Origin of the sequence: Bradyrhizobium sp. SZCCT0153 (assembly GCF_018129995.1) — a bacterium.
Lineage (GTDB): Bacteria > Pseudomonadota > Alphaproteobacteria > Rhizobiales > Xanthobacteraceae > Bradyrhizobium > Bradyrhizobium japonicum_G.
The window spans coordinates 356,314-380,588 of the sequence record NZ_JAFCKS010000005.1 but is presented as its reverse complement, the minus strand read 5'-3'; the positions used below and the strand labels follow the sequence as shown (position 1 = coordinate 380,588).

At 65.0% G+C, this 24,275-nt stretch carries 18 protein-coding genes, 1 tRNA gene and 2 riboswitches; of the genes, 7 read left to right on the top strand and 12 right to left on the bottom strand.

The genetic code is table 11. From position 1 onward, the window contains the following. Window positions 1–55 precede the first annotated feature (55 nt). The 5 genes from JQ572_RS23190 to JQ572_RS23170 all read right to left on the bottom strand — a co-directional run bounded on the left by JQ572_RS23190 (window position 56) and on the right by JQ572_RS23170 (window position 6,573). A complete protein-coding gene (locus tag JQ572_RS23190; protein WP_211385383.1) occupies window positions 56–1,705 on the bottom strand; it encodes an ABC transporter ATP-binding protein in 1,650 nt (549 codons plus the stop codon). A gap of 14 nt (window positions 1,706–1,719) precedes the next feature. Further along, a complete protein-coding gene (locus JQ572_RS23185) occupies window positions 1,720–2,607 on the bottom strand; it encodes an ABC transporter permease (protein WP_211385136.1) in 888 nt (295 codons plus the stop codon). 19 nt (window positions 2,608–2,626) lie between these two features. Continuing rightward, window positions 2,627–3,568, bottom strand: a complete 942-nt coding sequence (locus JQ572_RS23180; protein WP_211385135.1) for an ABC transporter permease — start codon at window positions 3,566–3,568, stop codon at window positions 2,627–2,629. 181 nt (window positions 3,569–3,749) lie between these two features. Continuing rightward, window positions 3,750–5,051, bottom strand: coding sequence for a D-amino acid dehydrogenase (locus JQ572_RS23175; protein WP_211385134.1), 1,302 nt, complete (start codon window positions 5,049–5,051; stop codon window positions 3,750–3,752). Window positions 5,052–5,119: 68 nt separating this feature from the next. Next, window positions 5,120–5,237: riboswitch (glycine riboswitch) on the bottom strand. A 3-nt stretch (window positions 5,238–5,240) separates the two neighbouring features. Continuing rightward, window positions 5,241–5,344: riboswitch (glycine riboswitch) on the bottom strand. 98 nt (window positions 5,345–5,442) lie between these two features. Then, window positions 5,443–6,573 carry a M20/M25/M40 family metallo-hydrolase gene (locus JQ572_RS23170; protein ID WP_211385133.1) on the bottom strand — a complete coding sequence of 377 codons (1,131 nt, stop codon included), beginning with the start codon at window positions 6,571–6,573 and terminating at the stop codon, window positions 5,443–5,445. A 270-nt stretch (window positions 6,574–6,843) separates the two neighbouring features. Between JQ572_RS23170 and JQ572_RS23165 the strand changes: the two genes are divergently transcribed. After that, entirely contained in the window at window positions 6,844–8,454 is a 1,611-nt protein-coding gene (locus JQ572_RS23165; protein ID WP_211385132.1) for an ABC transporter substrate-binding protein, read from the top strand. A gap of 362 nt (window positions 8,455–8,816) precedes the next feature. Here the strand turns inward: JQ572_RS23165 and JQ572_RS23160 are convergent, their stop codons facing one another. Further along, entirely contained in the window at window positions 8,817–10,067 is a 1,251-nt protein-coding gene (locus tag JQ572_RS23160) for a multidrug effflux MFS transporter (RefSeq protein ID WP_211385131.1), read from the bottom strand. Between the two features lie 312 nt (window positions 10,068–10,379). On the opposite strand from JQ572_RS23160, the gene JQ572_RS23155 reads away from it, so the two are divergent. After that, window positions 10,380–12,755 carry a glucose/quinate/shikimate family membrane-bound PQQ-dependent dehydrogenase gene (locus tag JQ572_RS23155; RefSeq protein WP_211385130.1) on the top strand — a complete coding sequence of 792 codons (2,376 nt, stop codon included), beginning with the start codon at window positions 10,380–10,382 and terminating at the stop codon, window positions 12,753–12,755. Window positions 12,756–12,823: 68 nt separating this feature from the next. Here JQ572_RS23155 and JQ572_RS23150 read toward each other — a convergent pair. Continuing rightward, window positions 12,824–12,912 (bottom strand) — tRNA-Leu (locus tag JQ572_RS23150). Between the two features lie 191 nt (window positions 12,913–13,103). Here JQ572_RS23150 and JQ572_RS23145 point away from each other — a divergent pair. After that, window positions 13,104–13,547 carry a twin-arginine translocation pathway signal gene (locus JQ572_RS23145; RefSeq protein WP_211385129.1) on the top strand — a complete coding sequence of 148 codons (444 nt, stop codon included), beginning with the start codon at window positions 13,104–13,106 and terminating at the stop codon, window positions 13,545–13,547. A 28-nt stretch (window positions 13,548–13,575) separates the two neighbouring features. Here the strand turns inward: JQ572_RS23145 and JQ572_RS23140 are convergent, their stop codons facing one another. Together JQ572_RS23140 and JQ572_RS23135 are read right to left on the bottom strand one after the other, a co-directional pair. After that, window positions 13,576–14,778: an FAD-dependent monooxygenase gene (locus JQ572_RS23140; RefSeq protein WP_211385128.1), complete on the bottom strand. Its 1,203-nt coding sequence runs from the start codon at window positions 14,776–14,778 to the stop codon at window positions 13,576–13,578. Between the two features lie 19 nt (window positions 14,779–14,797). Continuing rightward, the gene (locus JQ572_RS23135; protein ID WP_007602543.1) at window positions 14,798–15,043 is read right to left on the bottom strand and encodes a zinc-finger domain-containing protein; all 246 of its coding nucleotides are present in this window, start codon (window positions 15,041–15,043) and stop codon (window positions 14,798–14,800) included. A 308-nt stretch (window positions 15,044–15,351) separates the two neighbouring features. On the opposite strand from JQ572_RS23135, the gene JQ572_RS23130 reads away from it, so the two are divergent. After that, a complete protein-coding gene (locus JQ572_RS23130) occupies window positions 15,352–16,488 on the top strand; it encodes a hypothetical protein (protein ID WP_211385127.1) in 1,137 nt (378 codons plus the stop codon). A gap of 116 nt (window positions 16,489–16,604) precedes the next feature. Then, a complete protein-coding gene (locus JQ572_RS23125; RefSeq protein WP_211385126.1) occupies window positions 16,605–17,360 on the top strand; it encodes an alpha/beta fold hydrolase in 756 nt (251 codons plus the stop codon). Here the strand turns inward: JQ572_RS23125 and JQ572_RS23120 are convergent. After that, window positions 17,346–18,722, bottom strand: coding sequence for a hypothetical protein (locus JQ572_RS23120; RefSeq protein ID WP_211385125.1), 1,377 nt, complete (start codon window positions 18,720–18,722; stop codon window positions 17,346–17,348). The two genes, JQ572_RS23125 and JQ572_RS23120, sit on opposite strands and share 15 nt — an antisense overlap. 276 nt (window positions 18,723–18,998) lie before the next feature. Between JQ572_RS23120 and cysE the strand changes: the two genes are divergently transcribed. Together cysE and JQ572_RS23110 are read left to right on the top strand one after the other, a co-directional pair. Continuing rightward, entirely contained in the window at window positions 18,999–19,823 is an 825-nt protein-coding gene (gene cysE / locus JQ572_RS23115) for a serine O-acetyltransferase (protein ID WP_211385124.1), read from the top strand. A gap of 126 nt (window positions 19,824–19,949) precedes the next feature. After that, a complete protein-coding gene (locus JQ572_RS23110) occupies window positions 19,950–20,168 on the top strand; it encodes a DUF3126 family protein (RefSeq protein ID WP_007602550.1) in 219 nt (72 codons plus the stop codon). Window positions 20,169–20,450: 282 nt separating this feature from the next. Here the strand turns inward: JQ572_RS23110 and JQ572_RS23105 are convergent, their stop codons facing one another. Beyond that, window positions 20,451–22,280 carry a caspase family protein gene (locus tag JQ572_RS23105; RefSeq protein WP_211385123.1) on the bottom strand — a complete coding sequence of 610 codons (1,830 nt, stop codon included), beginning with the start codon at window positions 22,278–22,280 and terminating at the stop codon, window positions 20,451–20,453. A 124-nt stretch (window positions 22,281–22,404) separates the two neighbouring features. Next, window positions 22,405–24,213, bottom strand: coding sequence for a caspase family protein (locus JQ572_RS23100; protein ID WP_211385122.1), 1,809 nt, complete (start codon window positions 24,211–24,213; stop codon window positions 22,405–22,407). Window positions 24,214–24,275: the final 62 nt, after the last annotated feature.

Below are 24,275 nucleotides of genomic sequence, written 5' to 3'. Positions count from 1 at the left end.
CTCCGCAGAGGGATACTGGATTGCGTCGCTACGCTCGCAATGACGAGGGATGGATCTAGGCTGTCGCAGCCACGCCTTCCGCGACGGGCCGGAAATTCGCAAAGTCCCAGTTGCGGCCGGGCGCTGCCTCGAGCAGGGCCCTGGTGTAGGCCTCCTTCGGATGCGTCAGCACTTCGGCGGCCGGGCCCTGCTCGACGACGCGGCCGTGCTGCATCACCACGACTTCATCGCAGATCTGGGCTGCGACACGCAGATCGTGGGTGATGAACAGGATGGCGATGCCGAGACGCGTCTGGATCTCGTCGAGCAGTTCCAGCACCTGTGCCTGCACGGAGACGTCGAGCGCCGAGACCGCTTCGTCCGCGACCAGCACGTCCGGATCGAGCGCGAGCGCGCGGGCAATCGCGATGCGCTGGCGCTGGCCGCCGGAGAACTGGTGCGGATAGCGCGCCACGGCGTCCGCGGGCAGGCCGACGAGCTCGAGCAGCTCGCGGGCGCGCTTCATCGCGTCGGCATGCGAGGTGCCGTAATTGATCGGGCCTTCCGCGATGCTTTCGCCGACGGTGACGCGCGGGTTGAGCGAGCGATAGGGGTCCTGGAACACGATCTGGATCTTCTGCCGGTGCGGCTGGAGCAGGCGGCGCGAGATGTCCGCGATCTCGCGGCCGGCCAGGCGCACGCCGCCGGAGGTCGGGTCGATCAGGCGGACGATGCAGCGCGCCACGGTCGACTTGCCCGAGCCGCTTTCGCCGACGATGCCGAGCGTGCGGCCCTTGCGCAGCGTCAGCGTGACCTTGTCGGCGGCGACGACCTCGCGGCCTTTGCCGAAGAACGCGCGCTCCTTGTAGACCTTGCTGAGCTCGTTGGCCTCCAGCACGACCGGCTCCTTGGTCTCGGGCCGCGCCACGCGCGGCACCAGGCTCGGCACCGCAGAGAGCAGGTTACGGGTATATTCCATGGTCGGATTGCGCAGCACGGTCTCCAGCGGACCGGTCTCGACCAGGCGGCCCTGCCGCATCACCGCGACGCGGTCGGCGATCTCGGCGACCACGCCCATGTCGTGGGTGATGAACAGCACGGCGGTGCCGTGATCGCGCTGGAGGTCGCGGATCAGGGTCAGGATCTGCTTCTGCGTGGTGACGTCGAGCGCGGTGGTCGGCTCGTCGGCGATGAGAAGCTTCGGCTCCAGCACGAGCGCCATCGCGATCATGATGCGCTGGCGCTGGCCGCCGGAGAGACGGTGCGGGTAGGAGGCGAAGATGCGCTCGACCTCGGGCAGGCGGACCTGGTCCATCATGTCGAGGATGCGCTTCTTCCGCGCTCTTGCATCGAGGTCGGTATGCGCGCGCAGGACCTCGTCGATCTGGCGGCCGACGGGCACCACGGGATTGAGCGCCGTCATCGGCTCCTGGAAGATCATCGCCATCTGCGTGGCGCGAAGCTGGCGCAGGCGGCGGTCGGTCGCGGTGAGCAACTCTTCGCCGACCAGCTTGATGCTGCCGCCGGTGGGAACCAGGGTGCCCTTCGGCAGCAGTCCCATCGTGGTGAGCGAGGTCACCGACTTGCCCGAGCCGCTTTCGCCGACGAGACACAACGTCTCGCGCTCGTGCACCTGGATCGAGATGCCGTCGATGATGTTCGCGCCCTTCGGCTTCTTGCCGACGGAGACGACGAGATTGTTGATGTCGAGGATGGGGTTGGTCATCACTTGATTGGTCATCACTTGCCCTCCCGCTGCTTCATGCGGGGATCGAGTGCGTCGCGGGCTGCGTCGCCGATCAGATTGATGCTGAGGATGGCGATCGAGAGCAGCAGGCCCGGCCAGAAGATCAGCGTCGGCTTGAGCTGGAAGTACTGGCGACCCTCGGCCATGATGTTGCCCCAGGTCGGCGTCTCCGGCGAGATGCCGGCGCCGAGGAAGGAGAGAATGGCCTCCGTGAGGATCGCGGACGCGCAGACGTAACTGCCCTGCACGATCAGAGGCGCGATCGTGTTCGGCATCAAATGCCGCCACATGATCTTCGGCAGGGACGAGCCGACCGAGATCGCCGCTTCGACATAGGGTTCCTCGCGCGCCGACAGCACGACCGAGCGCACCAGGCGGGCCACGCGCGGGACTTCGGGGATCGTGATCGCGATCAGCACGGTCCAGAGGCTGGCACCGGACAGCGACACCACGGCAATCGCGAGCAGGATGCTCGGCATCGCCATCAGGCCGTCCATGATCCGCATCAGGACGGAATCGACCAGCTTGAAGAAGCCGGAGACGAGGCCGATCACGAGCCCGATGACGATCGACAGGATCGCCGAGCCGACGCCAATCAGCAGCGAGATGCGGCCGCCGTAGATGACACGGGACAACAGGTCGCGGCCATAGGCGTCGGTGCCGAGCAGAAACTGCGCCGAGGATGGCTTGAGCCGTTGCGACGGCGCGAGCTGGATCGGATCGTGCGGCGCGATCAGCGGCGCCAGAATCGAGACCAGCACGATCAGCGCGAGCAAGACCGTCGCCGTGGCGATGATGGGCGTCGAGGTGAGGAATCCGAAGCGCGGCCGCAGCGGCGACGTGATCGGTATGGACGGCTGGGGAAGGGTATCGACCGACATTTTTGTGCTTATCCTTGCCTCAGTACCGGATCCGCGGATCGAGCAGGGTGTAGGCGACGTCGATCAGAAGATTGACGACGACATAGATCAGCGACGTCAGCAGGATCATCGCCTGGATCACCGGATAGTCGCGCGCCAGCACCGCATCCACGGTGAGGCGGCCGATGCCGGGGATGTTGAACACGCTCTCGGTGACGACGACGCCCGAGATCAGAAGCGCAAAGCCGGTGCCGATCACTGTGATCACGGGTACGGCGGCGTTGCGCAGCGCATGGCGCATCATCACGGCAACTTCGTTGATGCCCTTGGCGCGCGCGGTGCGGACGTAGTCCTCGCCGAGCACGTCGAGCATCGCCGCGCGCGTCATGCGCGCGATCAGCGCGATGTAGATGAAGGAGAGCGCGCAGGTCGGCAGGATCATGCGCTCGAAGAACGGACCAAAGCCCGTGCTGATGCTCTTGAAACCTTGGACCGGCACCCAGCGCAGGTCGATGGCGAAGACCTGGATCAGGACGTAGCCGACCACGAACACCGGGACCGAGAAGCCGAGCACCGAGAGACCCATCACGAAACGGTCGATCCAGGTGCCGTGCTTCCACGCCGCGATCACACCTAAGGGAACGGCGACGATGACGGCGAGGATGATGGTCGACAGCGCGATCGAGATCGACGGCTCGACACGCTGGCCGATCATCTTCACCACCGGCAGGTTGGAGATCAGCGAGGTTCCGAGATCGCCGTGCAGCAGCTTGTTCACCCAGGTGATGAACTGCACGATCAGGGGCTCGTTGAGGCCGAGCGAGGTACGGATGCGCTCCAGCCGTTCCGGTGTCGCGTTGTCGCCGGCGAGAATCGCCGCGGGATCGCCGGGGGTGAGGCGGAGCAGGAGAAACACGAACAGTGCGACCACGCCCATGACGGGGACGGCGGCGAAGATTCGGCGAATGAGGTAACCTAACATGCACCTATCTCCGGCTGAGGAACTTGTGGGGCGCCGAGGTGCCCGTGGATTCGTTCGTGTCTATCATGCGTGCCTGTCATTCGGGCTGGGAAAGCCGGCCGGAGATGCCGACCTTTCGGGGCAAATTGTGTGCCAAGGGCAGGGCGGTCGCAAGGGGCCGCCTGCTCCTGATGGAGACCACTCAGGATGCATGACGCAGCTCGCGCTCAACCCCAAGTGAGGGCATGGTGGGCGGCGCGTTGAGCCCGCGCCAGCCGTCGATGGTTCCGGCAATCATCTGCGCGGTCGCTGCCGACAGCGTCCAGCCGAGATGGCCGTGGCCGGTGTTGAAGAACACACCCGGCATCCGCCCTGCGCGCACCACCGGCATCATGTTCGGCATCATCGGGCGCAGCCCGGCCCATGGGATGACTCGCGACGTTTCGACGGCGGGGAAGTTGCTGCGCACCCAATCGACCAGCGGCTGCACGCGATCGGCGCGAATGTCGCGGTTGAAGTCGTTGAATTCGGCGGTGCCGGCAACGCGGAAGCGATCGGCGCCGAGCCGGCTGGTAACGATCTTGGCGGCCTCGTCGAGCAGGCTCACGGTCGGCGTCGCGTTGCGGCTCTCGGCGGTGTCGAGCTGCACGGTGATCGAGTAGCCCTTTACCGGATAGACGTTGACGCGCTCGTCGAGGAGGGCGGCGAAGTGGCGGCTCGCCACACCGGCGCAGACCACGACCCCATCCACGTTCAGCATGCCGCGTGCGGATGCGGCAGCATCGCTTGCAGAGAGATCTGCCCAGCCGACGACAAAGCCTCCGCCGGCCTGGGCGATGGAATCGATATTGGCTTCGTGGATGAAGGTCGCGCCGCGACGCTTGCAGGCCTCGGCAAGCCCGCGGGTAAACTTGTGGATATCGCCGGTCGCGTCCGACGGCGTGTAGAAGCCGCCATAATACTCCTTGCGCAGCGTCGGCTCGATCGCGCGGATTTCTTCCGGCGTGACCGGGCGGCGATCGAGGCCGCCTTCCTGCAACAGCGCGTTGACGCGCAGGCCGGATTCAAAACCCTTCTTGTCGTGATAGATGTGGAGAATGCCGCGACGTTCGAGGTCGAAGTCGATGCCTTCACGCGTGGCGATCTCGTACAGATGCTTGCGGGCTTCGATCGCGAGCCGCGTGGTCTCGATGGTGTTAGCGCGGTAGTTGCCGATGTTGGCGACGAACTCGCTCATCCACGAATATTTGTGCCAGTTCGGCCGCGGATTCATCAGCAGCGGTGCGTCGCGCCGAAACATCCAGCGCAGGCCTTTGAGGATCGTCGCGGTGCTATTCCACACTTCGGCATTGCTGGCGGAGAGCTGTCCGCCGTTGGCGAAGGAGGTCTCCATCGCGGCGTAGCGGTGCTTGTCGAGCACCGTCACCTTGTAGCCGCGTTCGAGCAGGGCATAGGCGGTCGTTACGCCGGTGATGCCGGCGCCGATGATGGCGATATGAGTCATGGCAGGTTCGGGGCTCCCGTGAGTTAGAGTCGGCTAACCGCCGGCCACAAGGCCGTTGGCGGCGCCCCATCTGTCACGGTTACCTGAGAGCTTGATCCTTTGCGGACCTCAGGCGAGGTCTTGCTCCGGACTATCCCCTTCGGTGGACGTAACGACCAATCTTGGCCGTGCCGTCTCTCTCCAGATCGTCCTGACGATACAGTCCTTTTGCCTGAGAGTTTCCGGGGCGGTTGCTCCGTCGGCGCCGCAAAGAAGGCCGAAACCTTCATTGCGATCTCTCCCGCATCGTCGCGTGGACAATCGAGCAGTACGATGCGCCTTATTTATAGACAAGGCTAAATTTCAACCGCGACTGCCAACGCATTGTGCAGTGCGAAGTTGATTCAACCTATTACTCCAGGGTCGCCAGCAAACCCGCCATCAGCCGGCCGCGTTCGACCAGGCTCTCGACCTCGATGAACTCTTCCAGCGTGTGGCCATTGCCGCCGCGCACGCCGAGTCCGTCGAGCGTCGGGATGCCCATCGCGCCGGTAAAGTTGCCGTCCGAGCCGCCGCCCGAGCTCGCATGCGGCAGCTCGGCGCCGAGCGATTTAGCGATGCCGCGTGCTTTTTCATACAGCGCCATCGTGCCCGCATCCGGCTCCCACACGGGCCGGGTCACGCCGCGCGTCACCTTGAAGGCGACATCATTGGTCGTGCCTGACAGAGCCAGCATCCTCTCGACGCCGCGATCGAGATCAGCCTGCCGCTTGGCCATCGACAGCGCTTCGCCGGTAGCGGTCGTTGCAACGCAATTGACCCATTGTCCGCCATGCACAACGCCGACCGAGAAAGTGCAGTCCTCCGTCGTCATCGCGTCGATCGCAAGGATCTGCCGCGCCATCTCGCGGATCGCCGAGCGGCCCGCCGACAGCGTTGCGCCGGCGTGGCTCGGCCGTCCCGTCGCCTCGAGGTTGAACCGCGCGATGGCGTAACGTCCAGTCGTGACGCCGTTGTCGGCGCGGCCGGGCTCGGGCACCAGCACGTATTTGTTGCGCGCGGCCTCCGCCTCGATGATGTCGCGCGTCGACGGCGTGCCGACCTCCTCGTCGGGCGTGAACAGCACGGTGATCGGCAGCGGCGTCGTGAACGAAGCACTTGCCAGCTGCCGGATCGCTTCCAGCGAGAGATAATTGCCGCCTTTCATGTCGTAGATGCCGGGGCCGTAGCACCTGTTGCCCTCGCGCCGCCATTTCAGCTTCTCGATGGTGCCGGTGGGATGGACGGTGTCCATGTGTCCGGCAATCAGGATGCCCGGCTCGCCCTGCTTGGGATGCGGAAAGCGGGCGCGAACCACTCCGCCAAAGCCGTCGCGGCCGGCGATGCGCTCGATCGTCGCACCCATGATTGCCATCTGGCGCGCGGCAAGATCGAGCATGCGGTTCACGGCACTCGCGTCCCAGGTCGGGCTTTCGCATTCCACCCAACCGCGCAGGCCCTGGAGCATCGCTTCGGAATCGAAGGGAAGATTGGCTGGATTCATCTCAATGTCTCTCGAGCTTCGGAAGATGGAACGCGCATTGCATTGGTGCCGGGCAGGACAGGCGGGAGAGTGTTGTAGTGCCAAACCGATCCTTGTGGAGCCCGCGCGCGCGCCGCCTGGGCTTGCAGCGAAACCGGATTGACGCGCTCGGCGCTGTCTGCAAGTCTCGAAAAGATAAAGGCATTGCATGAGGTTAGTTCGCCCAACGAACGAGCCGGATGCTCAACCAATAATCTGCCTTTGAACAGTTTCACGTCAGGAGAACTTTCCATGTTCCAGTTAATGCGCCGGAGGCCTCGCGCGTTCGCCTCCAAACTTGCGCTGTCGGTCGTCGCGCTTTCGACCGCCCTGGCCTCGCCGGTGCTCGCGGCCGGCAAGACCATCACCGCGGTGATGCATTCGGATCTGCGCATCATCGATCCGATCTTCACCACCGCCTACATCACGCGTGACCATGGCTACATGGTCTACGACACGCTGATCTCGACCGACTCGAACTTCAAGATTCAGCCGCAGATGGCGGACTGGAAAATCTCCGACGACAAGCTCACCTACACATTCACGCTGCGCGACGGCCTGAAGTGGCATGACGGCGCGCCGGTGACGGCGGAAGACTGCGTCGCTTCGCTCAAGCGCTGGGCCGCCGTCGATGGCATGGGCCAGCAGTTGATGCAGTTCACTGCGAGCATCGAGGCGACCGATCCCAAGACCATCACGCTGAAGCTCAAGGAGCCCTACAGCCTGGTCCTCGATTCGATCGGCAAGCCGTCCTCGCGCGTCGCCTTCATGATGCCGAAGCGGCTCGCCGAGACGCCGCCGGACAAGCCGATTCCCGAGCAGATCGGCTCCGGCCCGTTCAAGTTCGTCCAGGGCGAATTCCAGCCGGGCGTGAAGGCTGTCTACGTCAAGAACACCGACTACGTGCCGCGCAAGGAGCCGGCGAGCTGGACCGCGGGCGGCAAGGTCGTGAAGGTCGACCGCGTCGAATGGCTCACCATGCCTGACCCGCAGACAGCGGTGAACGCGCTGCAATCGGGTGACATCGACTTCCTCGAGAACCCGTCGTTCGATCTCGTTCCGGTGCTCGAGGGCAATGCGGATCTCAAGGTCGAGGTGCTGAACAAGTTCGGCTTCCAGACGCTTGGACGCATGAACTTCCTCTATCCGCCGTTCGATAATCCGAAGATCCGCCGCGCCGCGCTCCTGGCAATGAAACAGAAGGACGTGCTTGACGCGCTGATCGGCAATCCCAAGTACTACAAGATCTGCGGCGCCTTCTTCATCTGCGACACGCCGTTTGCGACCGACGTCGGTTCCGAATCTCTGGTCAAGGGCAACGGCATGGCCGAGGCCAAGAAGCTGCTCGCCGAGTCCGGCTATGACGGTACGCCCGTCGTGATCATGGCGCCGGGCGACGTCACCACGCTCAAGGCCCAGCCCATCGTTGCCGCGCAGGCGCTGCGTGAAGCTGGCTTCAAGGTCGATCTCCAGGCCACCGACTGGCAGACCGTGGTGAGCCGCCGCGCCAGCCAGAAGCCTCCGAAGGAGGGCGGCTGGAACATGTTCTTCACCAACTGGGTCAGCGCCGACGTCTCCAACCCGATCTCCAACCTCTCGATCGGCGGCCAGGGCAAGAAGGGCGGCTGGTTCGGCTGGGCGGAGGACGCCAAGATCGAGAAGCTCAAGGACGACTTCGTCCGCGCGGCCTCGCTCGACGAGCAGAAGAAGATCGCGACCGAGATCCAGAAGGAAGCCTACGACCAGGTGATCTACATCCCGCTCGGCCAGTATCAGGCACCGAGCGCGTGGCGGAAGTCGCTCACCGGCGTGCTCGACGGCCCCGCAACGCCGCTGTTCTGGAACGTCGACAAGACCGAGTAGCGCGAGGGCGCGCCTGGCGCCCTTCGTTCCGATCGTTGCGCGGCGCCGCTGTCATCAGCGGCGCCGCTTTCGTTTCGTTTGTCAGTTCCGCGTCAGCTCAGGAATGTGCGGTCGAAAGCGCCGCGAATGATTTCAGCGCAGCGCGCGCGCCGGAATAAGGTTCGCGCTCAACAATGACTGTCGCGCACGCCCTCGAGGCCTTCGCTTGCGAAAGGCACTGTGAACGCCTCCCGCTCGGTGTTCGACGGCGATCGCTGCGTCGCTGCCCGATCCGAGGCAGTCGGGTCTTCGCGCTGTTCCAGTTCCATTGGGCTCGCCTCTCGAATTGCTGCACGACAACATCGAGGCCGCGGCGAAGTTCCTCACGCGATGGGACGATGATGCGGCTTGAACAGCCGTCCCTTCTCCACCACCAGCACGATCGCGAGCGCAGCCAGCGTCGACAGGAAGAAGCCGACCGAGAACGGCAGCAATGTGCCGTCGAAGCTTTGCCCGATCGCCATGCCGACGACGATGCCGATCAAGGTCGTGATCGAGCCGTAAAGCGAGGACGCGGTGCCGGCGATGTGGCCCTGCGGCTCCATGGCAAGCGCGGTGAAGTTGGCGACCATCATGCCGAACGAGAACATCATCAGCGCCGAGAGCACCATGAACAGCGGAAGCGGCAGCGCGCCGAGGCTTTCCGTCAGCAGCATCACGCCCGCCACCGCGGTGTAGAGCGTCAATGCGCCATGCGAGATCACGCGCATGCCGAGGGTCCCGACAAACCTGGCGTTGAGGAAGCCGGCAATGGCGGTGCCGGCCGCGATCGCGGCGAAGGCGAGCGGGAAGTAATGGCCGAGGTGATAGATGCCGGTGAAGACCTGCTGGGCCGAGAAGACATAAGCAAACAACGCGCCCATGACGCTGCCGGCCGCGAGTGCGTAGCCGATAGTCTGGCGATTGGACACGGTCTGCCAATAAGCTGCGAACACGTCGCTGGGGGCGAGGGACCTGCGTTCAGACGGGGGGAGAGTTTCAGGCAGGCGCAGCACGCTCCACGCCAGCGCGAGCAGCCCGTAGAGCATCAGCACGACGAAGATGCCGCGCCATTGCGTGACCAGCAGCACCGCCTGCCCGAACGAGGGCGCGATCACGGGTACCGCGATGAAGATCATCATCGCCAGCGACATCACGCTGGCCATGCGGCGGCCGACATAGCAGTCGCGGACGATCGAGGTGGCGATCACGCGCGTCGCCGAGGTGCCGAAGCCCTGCAGTGCGCGCGCCAGCAGCAGCGTCTCGAACGAGGGGGCGGCGACCGCGAGCACGCTCGCGACCGCATAGACCGCCATGCCGCCGAGCAGCACGGGCCGCCGGCCGAAACGGTCCGACAATGGACCCATGATGAACTGGCCCGCGCCGAAGCCGATCAGGAAGGTCGACAGCACCAGCTGAAGATGGTTGGCGTTGGGAATCTTGAATGCCGACCCGATATTGGGCAGCGCCGGCAGCATCATGTCCATCGCAAGCGGGTTCAGCGCCATGATGGACGCGATCACGATGACGAATTCTGGAAAACCCATGGGCCGGTGTCCCGAGGACACCCAATCGTCGGCATTGACGTCGGACAAGAAGCTCACCTCTGAAATTCAGAGGCTTTATGTATCGTCCATGCTGCGATGCACAAGCCATGTTTCGAGATGGCTGGCAGGCGAAGCCGGAACGGACAACAATTGGTGAAGAAGCCGCCGTTGGAGCTCTGACATTTACGGGGGGGACGCTCAGCCGGCGCGACGGGCTTGCCCGAACGGTTCGAATGTCATTTGTCCACCCGGCATCTAATGGTTGTTAGTCACCGTTGATTGGACGAGAGTCCTCGGGAGCGGACGTCCGTTGCCGGTGCGCGGGACAGGTCCGGTCCCTCGTTCGTGCCGGGAGCGATCATGCAGCGATCCAGTGCGGTCTTCGTCACGGGTATCATCTATGCCTTGATCGGCCTGGTCCTCGCGGCCGGCGGCATCTGGCTCGCCGCGTTGGGCGGTTCGATCTTCTACATCATTCTCGGTGCCGGCATTCTGCTCACGGCTGCGCTGCTCATGGCGCGGCGCCGATCTGCGCTGGGCCTGTTTGCCATCGTCCTGGCCGGCACGCTGGTATGGGCCGTCTCCGAGGTGCGATTCGATTGGTGGCCGCTCGCGGCGCGTGGCGACGTCGTCTTCCCGATGGCGCTTTGGCTTCTCACGCCGGTGATCGTCCGTGGGCTGGGGCAAGGCCAGCGGGTCTCCTACGGAAGTGCGACGGCGCCGCTCTGGGCCGCCCTTGTGCTGGCCTCGGTCGTGCTCGTGATCGGGCTGTTCTCGAGCTATCACGACATCAACGGCACGATCGCGGAGGCCGGTTCTGCGGTTCAGCAAGGTGAAGCCGACCCGCAGCCGGATGGCGATTGGCGGGCGTATGGACGCACCCAATTCGGACAGCGCTACTCGCCGCTGAAGCAGATCACGCCTGACAATGTCGGCAAGCTCAAGGTCGCCTGGACCTTCCGCACCGGCGACGTGGCAACACCCAACGATTCCGGCGAGACGACCTTCGAGGTCACTCCGATCAAGGTTCGCGATACGCTCTATCTCTGCTCGCAGCACCAGGTCCTGTTTGCGCTCGATGCAAGGACCGGTACCGAGCGCTGGAGGTACGATCCCAAGCTCATGTTCAACAAGACGTTCCAGCATATGACGTGTCGCGGGGTCTCCTATCACGAAGCGGCCGCCGGCGCCGTCGACAGCAGCGGTCGTGCTGCGCCCGCCGAATGTCCCCGGCGGATATTCCTGCCGGTCAATGACGGGCGCATGATCGCGCTCGATGCCGACAGCGGCAAGCTCTGCGACAGTTTCGGCGATCACGGCAGCCTCAACCTGCAGGAAGGGATGGGGATCACGACGTCGGGCTTTTTCGAGCCGACCTCGCCGCCGGTTGTCAGCGACAAGATCCTGCTCGTTGCCGCCGCGGTCATCGACAATTATGGGGTCGAAGTGCCGTCGGGCGTCGTCCGCGGCTTCGATGTTTACACGGGCAGGCTGGTCTGGGCATGGGACTCAGGCGCGGCGGAGGAGAACGCGCTTCCGTCGCCGACACGCCACTATACCAATGGATCGCCGAATTCGTGGATCTCCGCCGCGTTCGACCCGAAGCTCAACCTCGTCTTTATCCCCACCGGCAACAACGGTCCCGATATCTGGGGCGGCAATCGCAACGAGCTCGTCGAGCGCTATTCCAGCTCCATCGTTGCGCTGGACATCAACACCGGCAAGCGCGTCTGGTCGTATCAGACCGTGCATCACGACCTCTGGGACATGGACGTTCCGTCGCAACCGAGCCTGGTCGATGTGTTGACGGCCAGGGGCATCGTGCCCGCGATCATCCAGCCTACCAAGGTGGGCAACCTGTTCGTGCTCGACCGCAGGAACGGCGAACTGATCGTGCCCGCGCCGGAACGCCCGGTCCCGCAAGGAGCCGCGCCCGGCGATCGTACTGCGCCGACGCAGCCGTTTTCCGACCTGACATTCCGCCCGGAGGCGAAACTGACCGGCGCCGATATGTGGGGCGGCACGATCTTCGATCAGCTGTTGTGCCGGATCGCGTTCCATCGACTGCGCTACGAGGGCACGTTCACGCCGCCGTCGTTGCAGGGCACGCTGGTGTTCCCAGGCAATCTCGGCATGTTCGAATGGGGCGGCATCGCGGTCGATCCCGTGAGACAGATCGCCATCGCCAACCCGATGTCGTTGCCCTTCGTCTCGAGACTCATTCCGCGCGGCCCTCTCAACCCTCCGGCGCCGACAGCCGAGAAGCCGGTCGGCAGCGAGGTTGGGACGCAGCCGATGTATGGCACCCCGTTCGGGGTCGATATATCGAGCTTTCTCTCGCCGTTGTCCGTGCCGTGCTACCGGCCGCCGTGGGGCTCGATGGCCGCAATCGATCTCAGGACGATGAAGGTCGTCTGGCAGCATCCCAACGGCACCATCAGGGACACCACGCCGCTGCCTCTTCCCTTCAAGATGGGTGTGCCGATGCTGGGTGGACCGATCACGACCGCAGGCGGGGTCGCATTCTACACCGGCACCTACGAGTACACGATCCGGGCTTACGACGTGCGCAACGGCAACGTACTCTGGGAGGACCGTTTGCCGGCCGGCGCCCAGTCGACGCCGATGAGCTACGAGGCCGACGGCAAGCAATATGTCGTCACCGCTGCCGGCGGCCATGGCTCGTTCGGTACCAAGCGCGGTGATTACGTCATCGCCTACGCATTGAGGGATTGAATGCGGGAGGTCGTCATGGGGGAATGTTCCGGATCGTGCTGCTGCACGGTTCGCGGCGTCAGCTCTCGTGGTGCGGGCAGCCGGGGTCGAACCGGCACAGCGCTTGCGCACCGAGGGATTTTAAGTCCCTTGCGTCTACCAATTCCGCCATGCCCGCTTGATCCAACGAGATCAAACACTTAAGCCCTTGTCCGGTGATCTGGAATTGGCGCTTTGCAGGCCGGAGGGGCGGTTCTTCCTTAAGCGAGCCGGCGGCACAAGGCAAAGCCTCAATCCGGACACCTGTTGTTGCTTTAGGCATTCTCAATCCACGGGGGCTATTCATCCGGCATGCCTGCTTTGATTCAAATGGCTGCTTTGATCCGATATCGCCTGCGCATGTGCTGCGGGGCCGTCGCGCTGCTTGGCGCCGGCTTCGCGTTGTCCGGCTGCGCCGGCATGAGCGAGACGATCGCTCCGGCCTTTGCCGATCCCGCCAAGTACGAATTGTACGACTGCAAGCAGCTCGAGGCCGAGCGCAAGTCGCTCGCCAGCCGCACCGCGGACTTGCAGAAGCTGATGGACAAGGCGCAGACCGGCGCCGGCGGCGCTGTCGTGTCCGAGCTCGCCTATCGCAACGAGTACATCGCCGTGCGCGGGCAGGCGCAGTTGGCCGAAGATGCCTGGCGTCGCAACAGGTGCCGGGAGTCGCCGCCCGAGGCGACGCCGGCCGCTGCGCCGGCGCCAGAAGCCAAGCCTGTAGCCAAGCCTTTAGCCAAGCCTGCCCCGAAATCCAACAGAGCAGGGCACTGAGACATCCTGCCGGCGGCGCCTCGCATCATCAGGGCCGCCAGCCGTAGATCCAGTCCTGCCGCGCCAGCATCCGCTCCGGGCCGAGCGCACGGACCGCGGCATCGCGCGCGAACGCTAGCGGCCCGCTGAGATGATAGATGCGGCCCTGCTGTCGTGCGGTCCGCTGCACCCGCCGCACGCGCGCCTGGCGCGCGCGGCCGTATCGGCTCAGCGCAGCCGAGATGCCCGCGGCACTCCCGGCGGCCTCGAGGCTCAAATGCTGCGCGAGCACCGCGGCGTCCTCGATCGCCATGCCGGCGCCCTGGGCCGCAAACGGCAGCATCGCATGCACGGCATCGCCGAGCAGCGCGACCGGACCCTTGCTCCAGGGGCAGTCGTCGGGCACGCCGAACAGCGCCCATTTCCGCCAGCTGTCGACGGTGGCGAGCATCATGCGCGCGGCCGGCGGCCAGCGCGGCGCGGCGAAGGCGTCCATCACCTCGAGGGGATCGCCGGGCGTGCTCCAGCCCGGCCGGCTCCAGGTGCCCGGCAGCACCGCGACCACGTTGATCTGGCGTCCGCCGGCGATCGGATAGGCGACGAGATGGGCGTTCGGGCCCATCCAGAGCTGCACCCGGCGCGCGGTGTAATCCTTCGGCAGTTGCGTGGCATCGAGCGTGCCGCGCCAGGCGATCAGCCCGGAGAAGCGCGGCTGCACCTCGGGAAACAGCTGCTGGCGGACCGTCGACCAGATGCCGTCGGCGCCGATCAGCGCACTGGCGAGATCGCTGCGGCGGATCGTGCCGCTGCGATGGACGACCGTCAGCCCCTTGGCGTGAGGCGCCACGTCCTCGTAGGTCGCGCCCAGCTTCAGGTCGATATCGGGATGGTCCGAGATTGCGCCCGCGAGCGCGGCTTGCAGGTCGGCGCGGTGCACCACCCAATAGGGGGCGCCGGCGCGCGCGGCGGCGGCTTCGCCCAGCGGCATGCGCAAAAGTTCGCCGCCGGCCCGCGCGCTCATGATCGAGACCGCCTCGGGGATCACGGCACGCGGCTTGAGGCGCTCGCTGAGGCCAAGCTCGACCAGCACGCGGCTGGCATTGGGGGAGAGTTGCAGGCCGGCGCCGACTTCCTCGAGCCGCTCTGCCTTTTCCAGCACGACGATGCGGAAACCGCGGGCCGCGAGCGCGAGCGCGGCCGTCAGCCCGCCGATTCCTGCACCGGCGATGACAATCGTTCGGGAGAGCGCCACGCCTGACCGACGGAAGCGGTCAGGCCACCTTGTCCTTCAGGACGCATTCCGGCGGACGGGCTTCGCCCGCCTTCAGATCGGCCGCGAAACGGTACAGTGTCGAGCAATAGGGGCAGATGATCTCGTTGTCGTTGCCGAGGTCGAGGAAGACGTGCGGATGGTCGAACGGAGGGTTGGCGCCCACGCACATGAACTCTTGCGAGCCGATCTCGATGACGGGGACACCGGCATCGTTGTGGAAGTGCGGGACGACATGGTCGGACATCGTAGTTCATCCTGGAGTGGCAATGGCGGCAGACACAATCAACGACTGGCGCGGCATCTTTGAGGCGCCGCGGACCATACTGGCGGGTGCAGCTGATTGCTAGTCCGGCGGAACCGAAAGGTCCGCAATCGCCCCATGCTCATTTGCTCATGCAAATTCGACACAATCCTGCGGCCTGAGAGAAGCCCTTCTTTCGTCGGGGACGTTGTGTCGCAATTTTGGCATACTATGTCTGTGGACGAGCGCAATTGCGACGAAAGACGAAACGTCAGGCGTCAACGATCTCAGGACCGTCCGGGTTTTTCCGCATGAAATGGCTGCGAATCAGCACAGCGTTGACCGGTATCGCGGCATGCAGCTTCATGCTCGCGCAGGTAGCGCCGCATGCCCGCGAGGCCGGGGCGATCTTCACCGCCCAGGACGATCCCGCCGCGCTCTCCGAACTCAAGCTCGACGCGCTGCTGCGGAATGACGATCGCCTGGTTCAGGACAACATCGAGGCCGCGCTCGCATCGGGCGATGCCGATCTCGCCGACAGTTTCGTTGCGCTGGCGCGCGACCGCGACATCGCGCTGTCCAACGACCTCCTGAGCCGCGTCAGCGACGCGGTCAAAGCCGAAAACTCCACCTCGCATTTCGCAAAGCGGTTCGCCACGGGGCTCGTCACCGGCAACGCCGACGATGTTGCGAGCCTGTCGGGAACCGTGGCCGGCGATCTCTTCGTGTTCGGTGACGTCAGGGACGTCGTTCGCGAGGGCAAGCACCTTGCCATGGGCGAGGACACCGATCGTCTGGTGCTCGGCCTTGCGGCCGCCGGTCTTGCGGTCACGGCCGTGACCTTTGTCTCCGTCGGCGGCGCCGCGCCGGCGCGCGCCGGGCTGACGTTAGTGAAGGACGCGCGCAAGGTGGGGCGGCTCGGCGAGGGGCTCGCGGCTTGGGCCGGCCGGTCGGCGCGCGAGGTCGTCGATGCGCCGATGCTTCAGAACGCCGTCGCCAGGGGGTCGGTGTTCCGCCCGGGCGAGACCGTGAGCGCGATCAAGGCCGCGTTCCGCGCCGAGAAGGCGGGCGCGCTGGTCCGGCTCGGCAAGGATGTCACGCGGGTCGCCGAAAAGACCGGCACGCGCGGCGCCATGGACACGCTGCGCATCGCCGAAGGCCCCAAGGACGTTGCGCGCGCGGCACGGCTCGCGGAAGCGCAGGGCGGCAAGACCCGCGCGATCATGAAGCTGTTCGGCCGCGGTGCGCTGCTGCTGATCGGCGGCGCATTCGATCTCGCATTGTGGCTGTTCGGCGCGGCATTGACGCTGTTCGGCTTGCTGTCCTCGATCAAGGCGACCACCGAGCGGCTGACCCAGGCCTGGTGCGATCGCAGACGCGCGCGGCGGATGCGCCGGGCGCAGACCGCCGCGGAAGCCGCTCTGGCGAACACGGCCGTCACCGCCTGAAGCGCGAAGCGCTTCAGGCCGTCGTTTTGAGCATGATCTTGCCGGAAAACCGCTGCACACTTTTCCGGATCATGCTCTAAAATCAACCTTTCCCCTCAAGACCTGCGGACCTGATGATGCCGAGCTTCCACAACGGCGCAGTTGAAATTGCCTATCTCGACGAAGGCGAGGGCGATCCGATCATCCTCGTGCACGGCTTTGCCTCCAGCAAGAACGTGAACTGGGTCTATCCGACCTGGGTCTCGGAACTGCGCAAGAACGGCCGCCGCGTCATTGCGCTCGACAATCGCGGCCATGGCGAAAGCGAAAAGCTCTACGAGCCGGCGCAGTACTCGATCCCGACCATGGCCGGCGATGTGCTCGCGCTGATGGACCATCTCGCCATCCCGCAGGCCGATCTCATGGGTTATTCGATGGGCGGGCGGATGACGGCCTGGCTGGGGCTCAACGAGCCGCAGCGCCTGCGCTCGGCGATCCTCGGCGGCATCGGCATCGGCGGCCTGATCGAGGGCACCGGACCCGGCGAGAACGTGGCGACGGCGCTGGAAGCGCCCTCGCTCGACGACGTCACCGATCCCGTCGGGCGCACGTTTCGAGCGTTTGCCGATCAGACCCGTTCCGACCGCAAGGCGCTCGCCGCCTGCCTGCGCGGCACGCGCGAGCTGATGACGAAAGAGCAAGCCGCGCGCATCGAGGTGCCCGTGCTGATCGCGGTCGGTTCTACCGACGACGTCGCGGGCTCCGCCAGCGCGCTCGGCGCGCTCATTCCGGGTTCGGAAGTGCTGGACATTCCCGGCCGCGACCACATGCGCGCGGTCGGCGACAAGGTCTACAAGACCGGCGTGCTGGATTTCCTGTCACGCCGCAACTGAGGGCTCGTCTGCCGGTTCGTCGTCGCCAAAACGGCGCGCCAGCGCCGTCAGCACCACGAAGGTCGCGACCCACACCATGCGTGCGCCGTAGCGGTCGTGCGGACCGGAGATGACGGCGCAGATGAAGGCGTTGCCGAGCAGTGCCAGCGTGACCGTTGCCGCCAGCAGCGTCAGATCGTCGAGCCGACGGCGCGCCAGCGCATGCGCGAGCAACCCGACCAGCGCCAGCGTCGAGGCCAGCGCAACGGGAACGTGCAGCCAATTGACGTAGTCGAAATTGACGCCCCAGTTCTGCTGCCGCGCCGCGCGCATCGGCGCGACCTGCGCCGGGATGTAGCGCTCGATGATGCCGTAAGTGTGCGGGATCCAGACACTGGCGCCTTCGCCGGTCGCCACATGCAGCAATTGCTGGCCCATCGCCCGCAGCGCCGCGCCGGCCTGCCAGGCCGGATAGTCGGCGAGCGCGTGCACGACGATGTAGCCCATCTCGTCGTCCATGCCTTCGAAGCGGCCGAGCGTGTTGAACATGCTCTTGCCCCACAGGAACTCGTCCGCGGTCGCCGGCAGTTCATTGCGATAGGGGCAGAGCTTGTAGGTTTCGCGCGGGCAGTGGTCGTTCAGATAACGGGCGACGATGCCGTCCTGCATCATGCGGCCGAATGCGACGCCGTAGCCGCCGGGCGTCCAGGCCCATTTGCCGGACAGCGCATGATTTGCCGACACCAGCATCAGGGCGCCCGCGAGGATGGTGAGGCTCGCCTGCGCCAGCCCGGCAACCGGCAGGCGTGCGCCCAGCAACGGCCGTACCATCCAGCCGGCGATGCAGAGCCCGAGCAGCACGCCAAAAGTGGCGCTGTGGGTTGCGGCGGCAAAGGCGGTGAAGACGAACAGCGAGATTTTTTCGATCAGCGAAGTGCGCTGCCCGCCGACGACCAGCAGGAACAGCGACAGCACCGACAGCCCTGCAAAAATATCGGTGAGCAGCATGCTCGCGAGCCAGGGCAGCGCGGTCGACAGGATCAGGGCCAGGCTGATCGCGACGAAGCGGAACGTCTGCATCAGGCCGAGCACGCGCAAGGTGAGCTGCAACAGCCACAGCGTCGCCAGCGACTGGACCGCGAGGTTGATCCAGAAACCGAAATGCTCGCCATAGTGCAGATAGAGCCCGAACACGGTGGAGCGGCTCGGAACGAGATAACCCTCGTACCAGCGTGCCAGATAGCCGCCGGTATCCCATTGCAGCAGCGGATAGCCGTTCCAGAACGCCGGCGCGATCATCAGGAGGGGCAGGGCCAGCGCGGCCAGCCGCAGCCAGAACGAGGCCGCGGCGCGTGCGCGCAATTGATCGGTTGTGATGCTCAAAGCCGTTCCGTCCTCGCTCGGACCATGCCTGCAATAAGGGTTGGGAGAGAATTCACCAATAGTTTGACGCCGCCCGGCTTGAATTTGGCAAAAACCTGACCACCTTGAGCCGACCTTGCCGCCCGGGGGCGCCAGAAGAAAGTGTTGTGTTTCAACGTGTTGGAACGCTTTCGCGGGGCAAGGCGCTGTTCACTCTCAGGCAAGCCCGTCAGGACTTTGTCGCCTAGATTGTGCTATAGAGCCGGCAAAACGAGCCAATTCGAAAGAGCAGACCCCATGGCAGTGCATCAGGTCAATCCGGGAGGAAAGCTTGCCACGCTCGATCCCATCTGGGATCGGATTCGCGGCGAAGCCGAGGACATCGTCCACCGCGAGCCGGAGCTTGCGACCTTCATCTATTCGACGGTGCTGCATCACAGCCGGCTGGAAGATTCGGTGATCCATCGCGTCGCCGACCGGCTGGATCATTCCGCGCTGTCCGGAGATCTCGTGCGCCAGACCTATGACGAGGCGCTGCGCGACGACCCCGATCTCGGCAACGCCTTTCGCGCCGATCTCGTCGCCGTCTACGACCGCGATCCCGCGACCTCGCGCTTCATCGATCCCTTGCTCTACTTCAAGGGCTTTCACGCCCTCCAGACCCATCGCCTGGCGCATTGGCTCTATCTGAAGGGCCGCAAGGATTTCGCGTACTATCTCCAGAGCCGCGCGTCGGCGGTGTTCCAGACCGACATCAATCCCGCCGCGCGCATCGGCCGCGGCATCTTCCTCGACCACGCCACCGGCTTCGTCTGCGGCGAGACGGCGCTCATCGAGGACGACGTCTCGATCCTGCACGGCGTCACGCTCGGCGGCACCGGCAAGGAGAACGAGGACCGCCATCCGAAAATCCGTCACGGCGTCCTGATCGGCGCCGGCGCAAAGATCCTCGGCAACATCGAGATCGGCCATTGCGCGCGCATCGCGGCCGGCTCGGTCGTGGTCAAGCCCGTGCCGCACAACGTCACGGTCGCGGGCGTGCCCGCCAAGATCGTCGGCGAAGCCGGCTGCGCCGAGCCGTCGCGCACCATGGACCAGATGATCAACGCCATGGGACTTTGAGCGCGTGAGTTGAGGGCCGGATTCTCCGGCCCTTTTCGTCCCCAAATTCTTTGGCAATTCATGCTGGCGGTTCGTCGCGTCTCGTCCTAAAACCCCGCCAACCCGGATTTCGATTGGAGACTTGCCGTGGACGTCAAGGAAGTAAGGAAGCTCGACGCCTATCTGAAGCGCGTGTTCGGCAATCCCAAGATCCGCGTCGTGCCGCGGCCGAAGAAGGATGATTCCGCCGAAGTCTATATCGGCGAGGAGTTCATCGGCGTGCTGTTCGTCGACGACGAGGACGATGATCGCTCGTTCCAGTTCCAGATGGCGATCCTCGAGGACGACCTCGTCGACCAGGAATAGTTCGTCAGCCGTCATTGCGAGCAAGGCGAAGCACGGACTCTTTCAGCGAAGGGATGCTGGATTGCTTCGCTCCGCCCGCAGTGACCACGTTAGATCTGCAGTCCCGCAGCTCTACTTTCCTTGCGAAAATCCGTAGCCGCGCGCCGACTGGTCGAGGAGCGCGAATGGTTCGGAATGGGATGCCGCGTGACGGTATTGACCTTCGCAAACCGAGGGGTGGAAGCGGCCGTACTCACCCGGTGTGCCGCAGCGGAGCAGAACCAAACAGCGTTATGATGAAGCTCAATTGCAGACCTCTACGTTGCTCGAGCCCTTCTGCTCAAGCCGGCAGCCGGGGCGCACGGGGCGACAACCCACTGTGGCGGCGCAAAATATTTGCCCGCTCGCCTGAGGCTTCGCTGGTTTAGATTCGACCTGCTTCCGCTCCGTATCCCGCTTTTTGGCGTCCTCGCGTGTTGCGACAGGCTTCTTCTCCTGCACCTTCTCGCACTCGTTATCGTCGTTGACGCGATAGCCGGCGCGGCAGGCGATCTTCGCGCAAGCGTCGCCGTCGGCCCTGAAGCCGTGATCGCACACCAGCGGGCAGACCCGGCCCGGCCTGGCCTTGATGGCGTCGAGCGCGTCGAAGCTCGCCTGCTTGGCGTCGAGCTTCGTCCCGGCATATTTGTTGAACAGCGTCAGTGAGCGTTGCGAGGACGCATTCCAGTCGCCGTCCGCCGATGTCGCCAGGCAGCCGACGCGGCGCAGTTCGGACTGCACGAGCTTCGCCGTCTCTTGCGGCGACAGGCTCGGCGGTGATGCGGTTGGTGCGACAGCCGCGACCTTCTGCGCGGTATCGGCAACTTGCGACTTCTCGGTCGTCCGCTGTTCGGCGACCTGCTTGGTGTCATTTGCCAGCTTGTCGGCGAGCGCCTTCTCGGCGGCTTGCTTGTCGGCCACGGCCTTTGCCGCTGCGGCCTCGGCCTCCTTGCGGCGCTGCTCGGCGGCGGCCGCCTTGGCCTCCTCGACCTGCTTGATCTTCTCCGCCGCGATACGGGCGTCTTCCGCGGCCTTGGCGGCCGCAGCGGCCTTCTCCTGTTCGGTTTTCTTGGCGCGATCGATTGCCAGCCGGGTCTTCTCGTCCTCGGCCTGCCTGGCCTTTTCCACAGCGGCAGCGCGGGTTTCTTCGGCGGCGATCTTGTTCAATTGCCCCTTGGCGAGATTGGTGTAGAAGCCGCTGGGAAAGCGATCCAGGAAGGCAGCCCATCCGTCACGCGTGCCAAGCTGAAGCGCCAGTTCATAGTCGCGCCGGATTTCGCTGTCCGGGTTGGCCTGCGGCCCGGCCACGACCGGCTTCGCAGCAACCAGCGGCACGTCATCGCCGCCGAGCGAGCCGTACACATACGGCTCCTGCTTGTAGCCGGTGTTTTTGAGCACATCGTCGCGCACGAAGCCGAACGCCTTGCGCAGGTCGAGGCCCGGCATCGGCAGACGTTCGACGAGCGCCGTGGCAAAGGGGCTGTTCCTCGCATCGCCGTCCGAGGCGGTCGAGCCGGCCTTCGCCGCGAAGGCGATCATGGTGTTCGGGCTGCTCGGCTCGACCTTGGCAAGGCCGCGGCCGATGGCACGCGAGGCAACCGTGCGCTTCATGGTCTTGGCGAACGGATTGTCGCGGCAGGCGTCCAGGATGACGAGGCGCAGTTGCTTGGCCGGCTCGATCGCGAACAGCACCCTGTCGAGCGGGAACGCCTCGTCGAGAACATCGGTATCGGTCTCCAGGGCAGCATCGGTCGGGATCAGATAGTTGGTGCCGTCAAGCTCGATGCCGTGGCCGGCGTAGTAGATGACCGCGACATCGGCGTCGCGCGCCTTGCTGCCGAATTCGCGCAGCGCCTTGCGCATGTCGACCACGTTCAGGTCGAGCTTGACGTCGACCGCGTCGAACCCGGCCTTCCTGAACATGCCGCCGACCAGGGCGGCATCGTTCGCGGGGTTCGCCAGCCTCCCCACGTTCTTGTAGGCCGAATTGCCTATGACGAGCGCGACGCGCTTCTCGGCCAGCGCAGAGCCGGTCCCAAGCCAGGTCGCCAAGCAACTCGCAACAATCAACAAACCAAACAGCCGAAACCGCATTCCAGCCCCCGAATGCAAGAGCGTCAGATTATTCGCAGAATGGCCAACGCAATCTGCGATCAATGATCGCCAGTCACACATCTCTGCGACCGCCCAGGCCAACTGCGCAGGATCGGACCGCCACTCAGTCGCATACTTCGGCTTGCACTCCTCCCCCAATTCCGACGGGGCCAAGCTTCGGACGATCAACAAGCCGACAGCCGGACCTTACCGGCCGACAGCCTCCAGTGTTACAAAATACTTGACCAGATGCCTGCGGCTTCGATGGAGCAGCTTCGCCCTGCTTCCGCTCCGTATCTCGCTTCTTGGCATCCTCGCGGGTCGCGACAGGCTTCTTGTCCTGGACCTTCTCGCATTCATTGTCGTCATTCACGCGATAGCCGGAGCGGCAGGCGATCTTTGAGCAAGTATCGCCATCGGCCCTGAAGCCGTGATCGCACACCAGCGGGCAGACCCGGCCCGGCCTGGCCTTGATGGCGTCGAGCGCGTCGAAGCTCGCCTGCTTGGCGTCGAGCTTCGTCCCGGCATATTTGTTGAACAGCGTCAGCGAGCGTTGTGATGACGCATTCCAGTCGCCGTCTGACGATGTCGCCAGGCAGCCGACGCGGCGCAGCTCTGACTGAACCAGCTTTGCCGTCTCTGCGGCGGACAGGGTGGGCTGTGACGAGGTCGGGGCGACGGCTGCAACTTTCGGTGCGCCGTCCGCAACTTGCTGCTTCTCGGCAGCTTGCTTCTCGGCGGCTTGCTTGTCGGCCACGGCCTTTGCCGCTGCGGCCTCGGCCTCCTTCCGCCGCTGCTCGGCGGCGGCCGCCTTGGCCTCCTCGACCTGCTTGGCCTTCTCCGCCGCGATACGCGCGTCCTCGGCGGCCTTGGCGGCTGTAGCCGCTTTCTCCTGTTCGGCTTTCTTGGCCCGGTCGGCCGTCAGCCGCGCCTTCTCGTCCTCGGCCTGCCTGGCCTTTTCCACAGCGGCAGCGCGGGTTTCTTCGGCGGCGATCTTGTTCAATTGCCCCTTGGCGAGATCGCTGTAGAAGCCGCCGGGAAAGCGATTCAGGAAGGCAGCCCATCCGTCGCGCGTGCCAAGCTGGAGCGCAAGCTCGTAGTCCCGTCGCACGCTGTCCTGGGGATCGGCTTGCGGGCCCTGCGCTGCTGCCGGCTTCGCGGCAACCAGCGAAACGTCATCGCCGCCGAGCGAGCCGTAGACATATGGCTCCTGCTTGTAGCCGGTGGTTTTGAGCACATCGTCGCGGACGAAGCCGAACGCCTTGCGCAGGTCGAGGCCCGGCATCGGCAGGCGTTCGACCAGCGCCGTGGCAAACGGGCTGTTCTTCGCATCGCCGTCCGAGGCGGTCGAGCCGGCCTTCGCCGCGAAGGCGATCATGGTGTTCGGGCTGGTCGGCTCGACCTTGGCGAGGCCGCGGCCGATGGCGCGGGCGGCAACCGTGCGCTTCATGGTCTTGGCGAAAGGATTGTCGCGGCAGGCGTCGAGAATGACGAGCCGGAGCCGCTTGGCCGGCTCGACGGCGAACAGCGCGCGATCCAGCGGCAGCGTTTCGTCGAGGACGTCGCTGTCGGTCTCGAGCGTCGCGTCGGTCGGGATCAGGTAATTGGTCCCATCGAGCTCGATGCCGTGACCGGCATAGTAGATCACCGCAACGTCGGCCTCGCGCGCCTTGCCGCCAAAATCGCGCAGCGCCTTGCGCATCTCGGCCACGTTCAGGTCGAGCTTGACGTCGACCGTATCGAAGCCGGCCTTCCTGAACATGCCGCCGACCAGCGCGGCATCGTTCGCGGGATTCGCCAGCTTCGCCACGTTCTTGTAGGCCGAATTGCCCATGACGAGCGCGACGCGCTTCTCGGCCAGCGCCGAGCCGGTCCCAAGCCAGGTCGCCACGCAGCTCGCAACAATCAACAAACCAAACAACCGAAGCCGCATTCCAGCCCCCGAATGCAATAGCGTCAGAGTATTCGCAGAATGGCCAAATGCAATCTGCGATC

Coding starts and splice junctions, on each gene's coding strand:
- JQ572_RS23155 (WP_211385130.1), top strand. CDS start 10,380: ATGCAGCGATCCAGTGCGGTCTTCGTCACGGGTATCATCTATGCCTTG.
- JQ572_RS23105 (WP_211385123.1), bottom strand. CDS start 22,280: ATGCGGTTTCGGCTGTTTGGTTTGTTGATTGTTGCGAGTTGCTTGGCG.
- JQ572_RS23165 (WP_211385132.1), top strand. CDS start 6,844: ATGTTCCAGTTAATGCGCCGGAGGCCTCGCGCGTTCGCCTCCAAACTT.
- cysE (WP_211385124.1), top strand. CDS start 18,999: ATGGCAGTGCATCAGGTCAATCCGGGAGGAAAGCTTGCCACGCTCGAT.
- JQ572_RS23125 (WP_211385126.1), top strand. CDS start 16,605: ATGCCGAGCTTCCACAACGGCGCAGTTGAAATTGCCTATCTCGACGAA.
- JQ572_RS23100 (WP_211385122.1), bottom strand. CDS start 24,213: ATGCGGCTTCGGTTGTTTGGTTTGTTGATTGTTGCGAGCTGCGTGGCG.
- JQ572_RS23190 (WP_211385383.1), bottom strand. CDS start 1,705: ATGACCAACCCCATCCTCGACATCAACAATCTCGTCGTCTCCGTCGGC.
- JQ572_RS23170 (WP_211385133.1), bottom strand. CDS start 6,573: ATGAATCCAGCCAATCTTCCCTTCGATTCCGAAGCGATGCTCCAGGGC.
- JQ572_RS23130 (WP_211385127.1), top strand. CDS start 15,352: ATGAAATGGCTGCGAATCAGCACAGCGTTGACCGGTATCGCGGCATGC.
- JQ572_RS23185 (WP_211385136.1), bottom strand. CDS start 2,607: ATGTCGGTCGATACCCTTCCCCAGCCGTCCATACCGATCACGTCGCCG.
- JQ572_RS23180 (WP_211385135.1), bottom strand. CDS start 3,568: ATGTTAGGTTACCTCATTCGCCGAATCTTCGCCGCCGTCCCCGTCATG.
- JQ572_RS23135 (WP_007602543.1), bottom strand. CDS start 15,043: ATGTCCGACCATGTCGTCCCGCACTTCCACAACGATGCCGGTGTCCCC.
- JQ572_RS23175 (WP_211385134.1), bottom strand. CDS start 5,051: ATGACTCATATCGCCATCATCGGCGCCGGCATCACCGGCGTAACGACC.
- JQ572_RS23145 (WP_211385129.1), top strand. CDS start 13,104: ATGGCTGCTTTGATCCGATATCGCCTGCGCATGTGCTGCGGGGCCGTC.